We start from the raw sequence: 13,088 nt of genomic DNA on the forward strand, positions 1-13,088 counted from the left end.
GAGGGTCGAGTATTATACTATTCCGCTATTAGTTAGCTGGCTGAACCCTCGGGCATCTCGAAGCACTGGATCTGTTCGGCAGGCAGGGGTTTGGCATAAAAATAGCCCTGGGCTTCGTCACAGCCGAGTTTCTTTAGTACTAGCTCATGGGCCTTGGTTTCCACACCCTCGGCCAGTACGCTCAGATTAAGTTCGTGTCCCATCCCAACGATCATTGCGGCGATGCTCGCATCCTCAGCTCGGGAGTCGATATGTGTGATAAACGCTCGGTCGATTTTTAAACGATCCAGCGGCAAGCTTTGTAAATAACTGAGGGAGGAGTATCCGGTCCCAAAATCATCAATCGCTATCTGGATTCCTGCGGCCCTGAGCTGGTTCAGCTTGCCCGTTAGAACTCGGGAGTCGGACATGATGATCGATTCTGTAAGCTCCAACTCCAGATCTGAGGGGTTAATGCCTGTCTGCTCAACCACGGCAATGACGGTTTTAACAAAATCGGGTTCCTGGAATTGGCGCATGGAGACGTTAACCGCCATGCGAATGGCTCCTGTTGAGGTTTGCTTCCAGGCCATCTGCTGCTTGCAGGCTTGGGTTAATACCCACAGGCCGATCTGAACGATTAAACCGGAATCTTCTGCCGCCGGAATAAAATCATTCGGATACACCTGGGTGCCATCGGGTTTGCACCAGCGGATCAGTGCTTCTACACCCTCAAGGCGTCCACCCTCCAGGTTTATTTGGGGTTGAAATAACAGGTACAGCTCGTCGTTATCGATGGCTACTCTTAGCTCGTTAATAGTATCGAGCCGAGTCCGGAGATCGCGAGTCATATCCTCCTTAAAGCAGGTGTAGCCACCGCGCAGATGCTGCTTGGTGTTTTTGAGTGCGATACCTGCATTTCGAAATAGCAGCTCGGATTCATCGCCGTCAATACGAGCAAGGCTGGCTCCAAGAGACAGACTGATAGGGATGTGATTTTTTTCAATGACAACCGCTTCGACAAACTTTGAGAGGATGGTTTGCAAGGTCTGTTCGATCTGCTTCTCTGTGCGATAAGGGACAATTAATCCAAACAGGTCGCCTCCGAGGCGGGCAAGCATCTCATTGCTTGGGCAACAGCTATTGAGCATTCGCCCGATGGTTCTGAGAGCTTCATTGCCGATATCGCCCCCAAGACCATCGTTGACTGCCTGAAAATTATCAACGTCGGCAATAATGACCATGAATTGTAAGTCGGAGTGCCTTAGCCGGTCATCGATCCTGTTCAGGAAGGAAACCCGGTTTGGCAAATTGGTCAACTGATCATGGAAGGCCAGGGATTCAATGCGTTCAAACATCTGTGCGTTGTCAAAGCCGATGGCGATGTTGACACAAAAGACCTCCAATAGCTGTCGGTCAATATCTGCCAGCGGAGACGGGGTTGTTATATGAACCGCAATCTTATCCCGTGAGGGGAGCTCCAGATATAGTACTGTACGGTCGTCGTAGAAACATGACTGTTCTTGCTCGAGGGCGGTTTCAATATCCCTGCACAGTCGCAGGTCTTTCATGGTAAGCAGGGGGCGGCCGACAAAGTCTGAATATTGACCTGCGGCGGCGAGAATATTCATCTGGCTCTGATGGAGCAGGGTGTTGGTATGGGCGCAAATGACCCCTTCAGCCTTCACCTGCAACAAGCTGCATATCTGCGTTAACACTCCTGTGGCAAACTGCTTGATAGCCCGAAAGGCAAAGAGACTGGAAGACGACTGGACAATCAGTTCCAGACCCTCGCGGCTGGCTTCTATAGTCTGAATCTGCTGATAGGAGCGCAGCGCCGAGGTGAGGGTGGTAAACAGCCGTGTTTGCGTTAGCTCTGATTTTGCCTTGTAGTCATTGATGTCATAACGTTGGATAACTTCTACTTCCGGTGCATAACCGGGCTGTCCGGTACGAAGAATGATTCGAACAGCGCCGTTGTTCATCTCTTCACGGATTACAGGAACCAGCTTCAGACCTGCATCTTCGGACTCCATGACGACGTCGAGGAAAATGCAGGCAATATCGGTCTCATCGTCGAGGATCTCTCGGGCCTCGCGGGCGGTGTAGGCGCTGATGATCTCAAGCGGACGATCATTGAAGTTGAAGTCGGTGAGTGCAAAGCGGGTAGCCTGATGCATCTGTTGTTCATCGTCGACAACGAGTATTTTCCACGGCGGTTGGCTGCTATCAACAGCGGTAGGCTCCGTTTCATCCACGAATACTAGAAGGTCATCATTGGCTGTCATGCGTTCTCTCGGGTGGTGACAGGGGCTTTCAGCGGTAATGATAGTTCGAACAGGGTTCCTTTGCCGAGCTCACTACTCACACGAATCGTGCCCCCCAGAATGTTATTGGTAATATTGTAGACGATGTTGAGGCCCAACCCGGTGCCCCCCTCTCCCATGCGAGTGGTGTAAAAGGGGTCGAATATGCGTGCCAAATGCTCTTCGCTAATGCCTTTGCCTGTGTCCCTGAATTGTATCAGGGCGCGTTGCTGGGGCTCGTCCAGATCAGCCGTGAGTTCCATCGTACCCGGGTTTTTATCGTCAAACGCGTGAATCAGGGCGTTGGTGACGAAATTGGTAATGATCTGTCCCAGGGGGCCAGGGTAGCTATCCATAACAATACTGTCGTTGATGTTCTCTTGCAGGCTGTGTTGGGTGTGCTTGAACTTGGGGCCAAGGGTAGAGAGGACCTCATTGATGACGATATGAAGATTGAAAACTCGCCGTTGGGAGCTTGTCTGGTCAGCTGCTACCTGTTTGAAATCCTGAATTAGGTGCGCGGCGTTGCCAAGTGAGCTGTTGAGCAGCACCGTTGCCTCATCGACCTCGCGGATAAACTGCTCAAAATCTGATTTGCGCAGTGTCCCGCCTGAAATAGCATCCTTGATTTTCGGGAGCCTGTCTTTTAGCGAAGAGGCGACCGTCACTCCTATGCCCACTGGCGTATTGATTTCGTGGGCGATACCCGCTACTAGGCTGCCTAATGACGCCAATTTTTCAGACTGTACGAGGCTGGATTGTGCGATGCGTAACTCCCCGAGTGCCTGTTCTGCATCGTCTTTGGCCCGGCGGATCTCATTTTGGGCCCGGGCCCGTGCGGTTATGTCGGTCATTGCCCAGATGTTGCGGTCTGCCAGCTGCAGCAGGCGTGTTTCTATCAGTATCTGTTTGCCGTTCTTACGTTGCAGTTGAGCCTCGATAGGGCCAACGACCTGCCCCGAAACCGTTTCTTCATGAGCAAGTTTTTGCAGTGCGGAGGGTTCCTCGGTTTCAGATAAAACCCGGTTATCTGCCAGCCACTGGGTATAGTTTCCGATATCCTCTCTTTTGTAGCCGAACAGGCGACTGAACTCGGCATTGACCATCTCTAGATCATGGTTTTTGTTCGTGATTGCAAGAGCGAAGGGAAGGTTTCTGATTGTTATTTCGAATCGTTCAGCCGACTTTGCGATTTCACGCTCCGCCTCTTTGTGAGGTGTAATATCGGTAAAGGTAAAGACACCCCGTTCCTCGAGTCGAAAATAGCGTAGTTCTATGATTCGGGTTCTACCCTGAGTATCTTTTATATCACGAATTAGGGGGTCGGTAAGGCGCCCGGTTTTGTTTGCATGCGCGACATGAATGGCCATGAGCGCGACACTCTCTTCGCGATACATTTCGTCTGGAAACGCCAGTGTGACCCAGCCGTCGAGACTCTCGCCGTCCCAGCTTGAGTACCCCAGCTGCTGTTTAAATGCAGAGTTGGAAACAATGACGCGGCGTTCGTTTGTCACCACAGCAAGAGCAAAGGGAAGATTCTGTATGGTGGTTTCAAACTCCCTTGACGCTTGCAAGATGGCTCTTTCGGATTCCTGCTGGCTGATGAGCCCGGAATTGTATTCGCGTATCAGCTGCCCCAACTCATCGTTGGTGTCCCAGTCGACCGCTTGGCGTAATCCGGTTTCGCGAAAGGTTTTGATAGAGTCGGAGAAGCGCGTCATGGGGCGCAAAATGGTAACCCGGAACCCCCAAAAGATGCTGGCGCTTATGACAATCAGCATTAGGAGTATTTGTCCGCCGAGGATACCGATGCTTTGTAGCAATACATTGAAATCTGCGTGGATGTTGAAGGCAACCCGGAGAGTGCCTAGTCGGTGTTCTCCCTGTAGATCCCTGAATACGATGGGTTGTAACAGGGTGATAATATCCTTTTCCTGCTGGCAATTTCCGTATACCGGGTAATCTTCAAAGCCGAGTACGTCAACCAGTTGTAGGCAGGTTAAGCGTTGCTCGTTCTTAATGGTTTCCAGTATCGCCAATACCGATGACTCTTCAAGGTTCCACAGAGGACGTGAAAGAAGTTCGGCATCCCGTTCGGCAAGTTTCTGCGCGTAGCCTTGGTTGGTCTCCTCGAGCAACAATTTTTGGTTGAGTAAAACAAAGCCTAAAAATACCAGCCCTACGACGATGGAGGGGGGGAGTGCCAGCAGCAAAAACTTTACAGATAAAGGGCGACTGTTATACCAGCGCATCATAGATTGGGTCTCTGGTTTATTTCTGGAGGAGGCCGACACATTTGACTATGGCAATGAAAGCCCACTATGTAAATATCCAGCCTTGCATTGCATAGGAAAATTAGGGACAATTCGCCGCGCTCGGGCAATCGTCCGGCTTTTTGTGGTAGCCCTTGTTGGTCCCCCCGCAATGAATCGCTGTAAACTCCGCCAGGCCCGGAAGGGAGCAACGGTAGCAGCATATTCATGTGCCGGGGTGTGGCTGGCAGGGGTTGCCTCCATTTTTCCTCCTCCTTTTTCTGACCTGCTGCATTGAGTCACCCTTATGGCCTCGAGAGGATTTTCCACGGCTCAGCGGGGGATAGGTGCAATCCCGTGGCATCTTGGTTAGCATACCTGCTTTGCATGATGCAGGTGATCTATACAGCATGAGCTATCAGGTTCTGGCCCGAAAATGGCGGCCGCGGATATTTCGGGAAATGGTGGGGCAAACCCACGTCCTCCAGGCATTAATTAACGCCTTGGATCACGATCGCCTGCACCACGCCTACCTGTTTACGGGGACCCGAGGGGTGGGAAAGACCACGATCGCCCGCATCCTTGCCAAATGCCTGAACTGCGAATCCGGCATTAGCTCAGAACCCTGTGGCCAGTGCGGGTCATGTCGAGAGATCGATGAAGGGAGGTTTGTCGACCTGATCGAGGTGGATGCCGCGTCACGCACCAAGGTTGAGGATACCCGGGAGCTGTTAGACAACGTTCAGTACGCCCCAACAAGGGGGCGCTATAAGGTGTACCTGATTGACGAGGTGCACATGCTCTCTACCCACAGTTTTAACGCCCTGTTAAAAACCCTTGAAGAACCGCCCCCCCATGTGAAATTTCTGCTGGCAACCACTGATCCGCAGAAATTACCGGTCACCATTCTTTCCCGCTGTCTGCAGTTCAACCTTAAAAATATGTCCCCTGAGCGTGTGGTAACTCACCTCCAACACGTGCTTGAGCAGGAAGTTATCCCATTTGAGGAGGCTGCTTTATGGCAGCTTGGACGAGCCGCCGATGGCAGCATGCGTGATGCGTTGAGTCTTACAGATCAGGCGATTGCCTATGGTGGGGGGCGCATTACCGAGCTGGAGGTCAGTGCCATGCTCGGCACTATCGATCAGTCCCAGGTCTATCAGATCCTCGAAGCGCTGGTTAGCGGCCGTGTTGCCGATACGCTGGCTGCAACCGCCAATCTTGCGGAGTTTTCCCCCGATTTCTCGAAGGTTTTGGCAGATATGCTCTCCGTATTGCACCGCATGGCCCTGGCGCAGGTGTTACCGGATGCCGTGGACAACAGTCAGGGGGATCGCGACAGGGTGATTGACCTTGCGGGAAGATTGACTGCGGAGGATCTGCATCTGTTTTATCAGGTCGCTTTGATTGGCCGCAAAGACCTTTCCCTTGCTCCCGACCCCCGTGCAGGGTTTGAAATGGTGTTGTTGCGCATGTTGGCGTTTAAGCCCCAGGGTACCCCCGATCCTGCAACGGAACGGCTTATCGACGAAGGGACTCAGGTCGGGGAGCTCAACGCCGGCAGCGCGTCGACGGCGGACTCCTCCGGTGCACCTTTAGCAGAAACACCGGCCGAAGCTGGGGCTGCCGATACGGTCGACATTGATCCTCCCGGGGGGGCGGCACCGGTACAGGAAGAATCAGGGTTGCAGGAGGGCACGGCTGGCGTAAAAAAGCCGTTAGCGACTGCTGAGGTAACCCTGACCCCGGCAGCCCATCCTGTTCCTGCCGCTCCCGTTGCGGAGCCTGTGAGTGAAACTGGATCAGACACCCTTGTTGATGCCTATGAGGCTGAGCAAGCGTACCAGCAGTACATGGAAAATTCCCACCTGATGGACTCTGACGAGTCATCCTCAGCAGCCTCTGCGGGGGAGCCGAGTAATGACGAGGTGGCGTCAGGGGCGGTGGACAGTTCGGGGAGTTCCCAGCAAGCTACCGTAGCGGTTGTGAACGGGGAGAGTGATGGAGTCCTGGAGAATGCCGCTGCCGCTACGATAACTACTCAACCAGCCACCGATGACACTGCGCCCGACAACCGTCAAGGCGCGGGACCTGTGGCGTTAGCTAGAAAAACCCCGCTCGAAAGTTTTGCTCCGTTGGATTGGTCGCAGGGTTATAAAGCGTTTGGCTTGTCCGGGGTTACCCTCAGTATTGCGACTCACCTGGAGTTTTGTTCGGTCTCCGAGAGTACCGTGTTGATGCGGATTGCCCCGGAAAATGCCACCTTGCTGAATTCGACCCATGAGGGGCGAGTTGAACAAGCGATGCGTGATTATTTCGCATTGCCTCTTAAATTGGAGATTGAGCGGGGGCCGACAACGGCAGAAACGCCTGCGCAATATCTGCAGCGAAATGCCGCCGAACGATTAGCCAGGGCTCAGCAGGTGATCCATGGAGACCCCAATGTAAAGGCAATATTGGAACAGTTTTCTGCTACAATCGTCGACGATTCCATTCAGCCGATTTAGTATCGGCATAGCGTGTTTGAGGTAGTTATGATGAAAGGCGGTATGGGCAATTTGATGAAGCAAGCCCAGAAAATGCAGGAGCAGATGCAAAAGGCCCAGGAAGAGTTGGCCAGTGCCGAAGTAACCGGAGAATCCGGTGCTGGACTGGTTAAAGTCGTGATGACGGGTCGGCATGATGTGAAAAGGGTAGAGCTGGATGACAGCTTGCTGCAGGAAGAGAAAGATATTTTAGAAGACTTGCTGGCGGCTGCGGTAAACGATGCGGTTCGCAAGGTCGAAAAAAACACCCAGGAAAAGATGTCGGCTGTTACCGGCGGCATGAATTTACCCGGCGGCATGAAAATGCCCTTCTAGGCACTACCCTGGAACCCTGATGTCCTTCAGTCCACTGATTAACGAGTTAATCGATTCGCTACGTTGCTTGCCCGGTGTAGGTCCTAAGTCTGCACAGCGGATGGCACTTCACCTGCTAGAGCGTGACCGTAAAGGTGCTTCACGCTTGTCTGCTGTGTTGCAAGACGCAGTAGAGGGAGTCGGCCGCTGCATTCAGTGCCGTACCCTTTGCGAGACCCAAAGCTGCTCGATCTGTAGCAATACCGCGAGGCAGCGGCAGCAGCTTTGTGTGGTTGAGACCCCATCCGACGTGCTGGCGATCGAGCAGGCCGGAGGTTATCGTGGGCTCTATTTCGTATTAATGGGACATCTGTCCCCGATTGACGGGATTGGTCCGGCAGAGATCGGGCTGGATCAACTCACCCAGCGCCTCGATGACGAATCCATCGATGAGGTCATTCTGGCGACCAACCCAACCGTCGAGGGTGAGGCGACCGCACACTATATTGCGACACAGGTCCAACGAAGAGGGATTCAGGTGTCCCGAATCGCCCACGGTGTGCCCCTGGGGGGAGAGTTGGAGTTTGTTGATGGTGGGACACTGGCCCACGCTTTCCGCGGCCGTATGGTTATTTAGAACCCTGGCTGGTCGGGCTTCCTGCGCCCCGCACCCGCTTTGTCGCCCTCCGTTATAACGCCCAATCACTGGTGACAGGTATTCCTGCGCCCCCTTGCTTTCTGCTAGTTGCAAAACCAAGCAAGCGCTTGGTAGTATGTTTTCACGCATAAGGAGCAACCATGAGCGACCTGCAAGAGTATTTTGGCGAGTCCCAGCAGATGATTCGGGCAACGGTTCGAAAGTTTATCGAACGGGAGGTGGCGCCTTTTATTGACCAGTGGGAGGAAGCCGAGGAGTTCCCGCTTGAGATCTATCGTAAAGCCGGCGCATTGGGGATTCTCGGGGTCGGTTATCCAGAGGAGTTCGGTGGAACCGGAGGCGATCTGTTCGATAAGGTGGCGGCCAGTGAGGAGATAATGCGTGCCGGATCCGGTGGTTTCGCTGCGGGTCTGGGTTCACTGGATATTGGGCTGCCTCCGGTCGTCAAGTGGGGCAGTCAGGATCTCAAGGAGCGTATTGTGCCGCCCGTGTTGGCGGGAGAGAAGGTGATGGCACTTGCGATTACCGAGCCTAGTGGTGGCTCGGATGTGGCCAATCTAAAAACACGAGCAGTACGAGATGGTGAGTATTTCAAAGTTAATGGTTCTAAAACGTTCATCACCAGTGGTGTTCGTGCTGATTTTTGCACGGTTGCCGTCCGCACGGGAGCCGAGGGTTACGGTGGCATCAGTCTGTTGCTGGTCGAAAAAGGAACGCCGGGTTTCAGCGTGGGCCGTAAACTTAAAAAAGGCTGTTGGTGGGCTTCTGATACCGCCGAACTCTTTTTTGACGATTGCATGGTTCCGGCAGCAAATTTGATCGGCGCTGAGAATCAGGGGTTCTATGCCATTATGTCCAACTTCCAGTCGGAACGCTTGCAGTTGGCGATCATGGCAAATATGACCTCCGAATTGGCGCTCGGTGCGAGCCTTGACTATGTGCGTGAGCGAGAAGCCTTTGGCCGACCGATAGGCCGTTTTCAGGTCATTAAGCACAAGTTAGCGGATATGGCGACACAGCTGGAGGCGAGCCGGGCGTTTACCTACCGTCAGGCGGCACGTATGAATGCAGGCCAAACGGTGATTAAGGAGATCTCCATGGCGAAAAACTTCTCCACCGATGTCAGTGACAAGATCACCTACGAGGCGGTGCAGATCTTTGGCGGTTACGGTTTGATGCGCGAGTCTTTGGTTGAGCGGTTGTACCGGGATAACCGAATTCTCTCCATTGGCGGTGGAACTCGGGAAATTATGAACGAGATCATCAGCAAGCAGATGGGGCTGTAGATCTCGCCAATATCCGCTTTTTACTCCAATTTTAAGCGCCCAATTCGGTCGTTGTGGAGACTGCCCAAATAGAGGCTTCCGTTGTGCTCCTCGGCTGAAGTGATCATCTGCAGGTGTTCGCCGCTGGGGTCATGGAGGCTGCGCACAATCTTACCCTGTTCGTTCAGGGCGAGGACGTAGCCATAGGTCTCGGGCTTTGGCCACAGGAATGGGGGCAGCTTCGCGATCAGGTTTTTAATCCAGGGGTGCTCGTGCATGCGATCCACACTGGTTTTTCTGGGCGTCGCCAGCGCTACCCAGAAGGTTCCTTTACGGTTACCCGATACCCCGTCGGGAAGGCCTGGCAGGTTGTCGATAAAGAGCTCCTGTGTGCCCGCTTTGGGGCCGCGCAGCCAGTACCGCTGAATGCGGTAACGATAGGTTTCGTTAACCAGAACGAAATCTTCGGAGCTGGAGAGCGCCACACCGTTGGCGAAATAGAGGCTTTCCATCAATACCCGGGTCTTTTGGGTGTTGGGGTCGTACGCTAATAAACGTCCCCAGGGTCTCGCTTCCAGTAAATCCAGTGCGTAATCGGGCTGGTTAAAACGACTACTGGCGTCGCTGAAATAGATGGTGCCATCGCTGGCGATATCGAGATCGTCGGTGAAGGCGAAAGGCGTTCCCTCCGCTTCGGTCGTGAGCACGCTTACAGTCCCTGATGGGCTGATGCTTAGTAGGCCCTGCCATGCATCGCACACAACAAGGTTTCCCTGTTTGTCGAAGTGAAGCCCCAGGGGGCGAGCAGGTTTGCCGTTCAGGGTCAGGTCAACGAACAGTTCCGTTTTACCGTCTGCTATGCGCAGAATTTTTCCATCCATAGTGCCGCCGTAGATCCTTCCCAGATGATCGACGGCAACATCTTCTGCTCCAATCATCTCCCCCCGCGCCAGCAACTCAGCCTCTTTAAGGTGCAGGTTAGGAGTCAGTACGCCAACGGCTTCCGGGGCCTGTTGGGGCTTGTAGGGCAGTGCGTCTATTGGGGATGGAGAAATAATTAGAAGAGCTGCTGGCAGGCAAAATAGCAGTATCAGGAGGATTAGGTGCTTTTTCATGGGGATCCCGTAGCCGCAGTGGTGGGCTTCGTTGTTATTGTTATAGGGCAATGCAGGTTTGATTATGCCTAATATGACTAAATATCCACAGCCAAATGCGTATAATAGCCCGCTCATTTCTGAACTGACTCTATTATGACCGCAACGATGCCCGATCCTATGTGGATCAACACCGATCTACACCTCGCCGAGGCTGCCGAAGGCTGGATGAGATCTGATGCGATAGCGGTAGATACTGAATTTGTACGCACCCAAACTTTCTATGCGGACCCAGGGCTGATACAGGTCAGTGATGGGGAGCAGGTCTGGCTCGTAGATCCCATCGCGATTGCTGATTTCGCACCCTTGGCGCGTCTCTTTACTGATCGCAGCGTGGTTAAGGTATTTCACTCCTGTAGTGAGGATCTTGAGTTGCTTATGCGACTCGTTGGTGTTGCTCCTCGCCCCCTATTTGATAGCCAACTGGGTGCGGCATTTGTCGGTTTGGGATTCTCTATGGGTTATCAGCGACTGGTAGCAGAGTTACTGGGGCTTGACCTGCCTAAAGATGAAACCCGCTCTAATTGGTGTCATCGTCCGTTAACCCCCTCCCAGCTGCATTATGCTGCGCTGGATGTGTATTACTTGATGCAAGTCTATCGGGTGCTGGTTGATCGCCTGGAGGGCTCAGCAAAATTGGACTGGGTTCTGGAGGAGGGTGATTCTCTGGCCAGTGGTGCCGAAAAACCGGTTGTTATTGAAGAGTACTTTCGGCAGGTGAAGGTGGCCTGGAAGCTATTTCCCGATCAATTAGCGGTTTTGAGGTCACTCTGTACCTGGAGAGAAGGGCGCGCACGGGAGAGGAATTTACCTCGGGGGCGAGTGGTACGTGATTCGGTGTTGTGGGATATAGCGAAGTACCTTCCTACTACGATTAGCCAGCTAAAACGAATTCCTGAGTTCCCCCCATCCCTGGCCCAGCGTGAAGGGGAGTTTCTATTGGGTTTGATCAAAGGTGCCTTGGATGACAAGGAGGCTTTTCCCGCGAGATTGCCCTTCCCGTTGCCCCCGGCCAGCAAGCCGGTCGTCAAGCGCATACGGGAAATAGCGCAACAAGAAGCCAGGAACTTGAGCATTGAGCCGGAATTGTTGATCAAGAAAAAACAGATCGATGCGCTTTTGCAGGGGGCCCTCAAGCCGGAGCAGAAATTTGAACTACCTCCCTCTTTGGAGGGCTGGCGGGCTGAAGCCTACGCCAGCGCGATGGTCGATACCCTAAATAAGGAATTCAAGAGCTAAGCCAATGAAACTGATTACTTCAATCTATAAAAGCACGAAGAAAGATGAGATGTATCTCTACGTGGAGAAAGCAAAGGGTTTGACGGCGGTACCCGAAAAACTACTGGAGTTGTTCGGGACTCCGGTACATGTGATGGATATGTTGCTGCGTGAGGAGCGACCCTTGGCAAGAGCGGATGTCAAGCGGGTGATGGAAGAGGTACAGAGTAAAGGGTTTCATCTGCAAATGCCTCCCCAGAAAGATGAGTACCTGATTGAGCTGCCCGATGAGCTGTTGACCATGAACGATCCCCTGTAGGCCGATAACTATGGCACAAAAGGTCCAGCCCTTCTGGCAACGGAAATCTCTCGGTGATATGTCCCGTGAGGAGTGGGAGTCGCTATGCGATGGCTGTGGGCGCTGCTGCTTGCAGAAATTGCAGGATGAAGAGGACGATCAGGTCTACTACACGCGGGTTGTATGCCGTTATATGACCGAGAATTGCCGTTGCAGCGTCTATGAGACGCGTAACGAGAAAGTTCCTACCTGTGTCTGGCTTAAGCCCGAGGATGTAGAGAATTTCTTTTGGCTGCCTAATACTTGCGCTTACCGGTTGATCTCCGAAGGTAAGGCGCTCGACTGGTGGCACCCGCTGGTATCCGGTGATCCCGAAACAGTACATAGCGCCGGTATTTCGGTACGGGGCAAAACAGTATCCGACGGGGATCTGCCTGAGGAGCAGTGGGAGGAGCAGATCATCAACTGGTGCTCAGAATGACCATTTGAAGCCGACCTCCAGACTATCCATTTGGTAGTCAGAGCGAATGCTTATGGAGGAATCGTTGTCCAGGCAGCTTTCCAGTTGGAACTTCTGGCGCAAGGTGGCACGGGAGCAATCTCCGAAGCGGTAGCGAGTGGCACTCTTGAGAAATTTGATCGAATCCTCAACCGCGTCAAACATGCCAATGGCATCCAGGCCTGCAGAAACTGCCCCGAAGGTTGCCTTGCGCAGTGCTTTATCAGGGTTGTCAGCGACCTCGTAAAGACTTTTTCCGACGCTGTTGAACATCGCGTTGGCATCCTGCTCGTCGCGAAATTTAAAATCCGGGCTGGACGCTAAGGAGAAAAGGTTCTCTCTTGAGTATGGATGCTGGCCGGCACTGTAATCTTCGCCGGGATAGGTTCTGGGTTGAGGAGGCAGGGAAAAATCAAACTCCTGCGCGGTTGCCTGCAAGGCGGGGAACAGTAGGGCGATGAACACTGTCCGAGTAACGACCGTAATGGCTCGGTCAATGCCGGTGATAGTACAGAGCTTGAAGGCTACTCCCATAGCTACCCCTCCGAAATAGGGACGTTAACTAACTGAGTGTTCCTACCCTAAGGTAAGCAGCTGTTAAGGGGGGTGTCCAGCGCTT

11 protein-coding genes and 1 other RNA gene are annotated in these 13,088 nt (G+C 53.2%); 8 read left to right on the top strand and 4 right to left on the bottom strand.

What is annotated here, in order from left to right:
• Positions 1-32: 32 nt before the first annotated feature.
• Together ACP3PW_RS12010 and ACP3PW_RS12015 are read right to left on the bottom strand one after the other, a co-directional pair.
• On the bottom strand, positions 33-2,267 hold the full coding sequence (locus ACP3PW_RS12010) for a bifunctional diguanylate cyclase/phosphodiesterase (protein WP_426416937.1): 2,235 nt from the start codon (positions 2,265-2,267) through the stop codon (positions 33-35).
• Positions 2,264-4,540, bottom strand: coding sequence for an ATP-binding protein (locus tag ACP3PW_RS12015; protein WP_426416938.1), 2,277 nt, complete (start codon positions 4,538-4,540; stop codon positions 2,264-2,266). The genes ACP3PW_RS12010 and ACP3PW_RS12015 overlap by 4 nt, the downstream gene beginning before the upstream one ends.
• A 153-nt stretch (positions 4,541-4,693) precedes the next feature.
• Between ACP3PW_RS12015 and ffs the strand changes: the two genes are divergently transcribed.
• The 5 genes from ffs to ACP3PW_RS12040 all read left to right on the top strand — a co-directional run bounded on the left by ffs (position 4,694) and on the right by ACP3PW_RS12040 (position 9,321).
• An RNA gene (ffs, locus tag ACP3PW_RS12020) (signal recognition particle sRNA small type) lies at positions 4,694-4,790 on the top strand.
• Between the two features lie 157 nt (positions 4,791-4,947).
• On the top strand, positions 4,948-7,044 hold the full coding sequence (dnaX, locus tag ACP3PW_RS12025) for a DNA polymerase III subunit gamma/tau (RefSeq protein ID WP_426416939.1): 2,097 nt from the start codon (positions 4,948-4,950) through the stop codon (positions 7,042-7,044).
• A gap of 27 nt (positions 7,045-7,071) precedes the next feature.
• A complete protein-coding gene (locus ACP3PW_RS12030; protein WP_426416940.1) occupies positions 7,072-7,398 on the top strand; it encodes a YbaB/EbfC family nucleoid-associated protein in 327 nt (108 codons plus the stop codon).
• Positions 7,399-7,417: 19 nt separating this feature from the next.
• Complete coding sequence (recR, locus tag ACP3PW_RS12035; protein ID WP_426416941.1) at positions 7,418-8,014, top strand: recombination mediator RecR; 597 nt, start codon at positions 7,418-7,420, stop codon at positions 8,012-8,014.
• Positions 8,015-8,175: 161 nt separating this feature from the next.
• Positions 8,176-9,321, top strand: coding sequence for an acyl-CoA dehydrogenase family protein (locus ACP3PW_RS12040; protein ID WP_426416942.1), 1,146 nt, complete (start codon positions 8,176-8,178; stop codon positions 9,319-9,321).
• Positions 9,322-9,341: 20 nt separating this feature from the next.
• Here ACP3PW_RS12040 and ACP3PW_RS12045 read toward each other — a convergent pair whose 3' ends face one another.
• Positions 9,342-10,415 (bottom strand): SMP-30/gluconolactonase/LRE family protein, encoded by a 1,074-nt coding sequence (locus tag ACP3PW_RS12045; RefSeq protein WP_426416943.1) that lies wholly within the window; start codon positions 10,413-10,415, stop codon positions 9,342-9,344.
• 135 nt (positions 10,416-10,550) lie between these two features.
• Here ACP3PW_RS12045 and rnd point away from each other — a divergent pair, with 135 nt between their 5' ends.
• From rnd to ACP3PW_RS12060, 3 genes are read left to right on the top strand one after another with little or no spacing between them, the layout of a single operon-like run.
• Positions 10,551-11,693, top strand: a complete 1,143-nt coding sequence (gene rnd, locus ACP3PW_RS12050; RefSeq protein ID WP_426416944.1) for a ribonuclease D — start codon at positions 10,551-10,553, stop codon at positions 11,691-11,693.
• A gap of 4 nt (positions 11,694-11,697) precedes the next feature.
• Entirely contained in the window at positions 11,698-11,991 is a 294-nt protein-coding gene (locus ACP3PW_RS12055) for a YcgL domain-containing protein (protein ID WP_426416945.1), read from the top strand.
• A gap of 10 nt (positions 11,992-12,001) precedes the next feature.
• Entirely contained in the window at positions 12,002-12,451 is a 450-nt protein-coding gene (locus ACP3PW_RS12060) for a YcgN family cysteine cluster protein (RefSeq protein ID WP_426416946.1), read from the top strand.
• On the opposite strand, the gene ACP3PW_RS12065 is transcribed toward ACP3PW_RS12060, so the two are convergent.
• The gene (locus tag ACP3PW_RS12065) at positions 12,443-13,003 is read right to left on the bottom strand and encodes a hypothetical protein (protein ID WP_426416947.1); all 561 of its coding nucleotides are present in this window, start codon (positions 13,001-13,003) and stop codon (positions 12,443-12,445) included. The two genes, ACP3PW_RS12060 and ACP3PW_RS12065, sit on opposite strands and share 9 nt — an antisense overlap.
• Positions 13,004-13,088: the final 85 nt, after the last annotated feature.

The sequence above is a fragment of the Aestuariirhabdus sp. LZHN29 genome (assembly GCF_049985285.1).
In the GTDB taxonomy this organism is placed as follows: domain Bacteria; phylum Pseudomonadota; class Gammaproteobacteria; order Pseudomonadales; family Aestuariirhabdaceae; genus Aestuariirhabdus.

Bases quoted from the DNA above. Each gene is read 5' to 3' on its own strand.
- ACP3PW_RS12010 (WP_426416937.1), bottom strand. From the start codon at position 2,267: ATGACAGCCAATGATGACCTTCTAGTATTCGTGGATGAAACGGAGCCT.
- ACP3PW_RS12015 (WP_426416938.1), bottom strand. From the start codon at position 4,540: ATGATGCGCTGGTATAACAGTCGCCCTTTATCTGTAAAGTTTTTGCTG.
- dnaX (WP_426416939.1), top strand. From the start codon at position 4,948: ATGAGCTATCAGGTTCTGGCCCGAAAATGGCGGCCGCGGATATTTCGG.
- ACP3PW_RS12030 (WP_426416940.1), top strand. From the start codon at position 7,072: ATGATGAAAGGCGGTATGGGCAATTTGATGAAGCAAGCCCAGAAAATG.
- recR (WP_426416941.1), top strand. From the start codon at position 7,418: ATGTCCTTCAGTCCACTGATTAACGAGTTAATCGATTCGCTACGTTGC.
- ACP3PW_RS12040 (WP_426416942.1), top strand. From the start codon at position 8,176: ATGAGCGACCTGCAAGAGTATTTTGGCGAGTCCCAGCAGATGATTCGG.
- ACP3PW_RS12045 (WP_426416943.1), bottom strand. From the start codon at position 10,415: ATGAAAAAGCACCTAATCCTCCTGATACTGCTATTTTGCCTGCCAGCA.
- rnd (WP_426416944.1), top strand. From the start codon at position 10,551: ATGACCGCAACGATGCCCGATCCTATGTGGATCAACACCGATCTACAC.
- ACP3PW_RS12055 (WP_426416945.1), top strand. From the start codon at position 11,698: ATGAAACTGATTACTTCAATCTATAAAAGCACGAAGAAAGATGAGATG.
- ACP3PW_RS12060 (WP_426416946.1), top strand. From the start codon at position 12,002: ATGGCACAAAAGGTCCAGCCCTTCTGGCAACGGAAATCTCTCGGTGAT.
- ACP3PW_RS12065 (WP_426416947.1), bottom strand. From the start codon at position 13,003: ATGGGAGTAGCCTTCAAGCTCTGTACTATCACCGGCATTGACCGAGCC.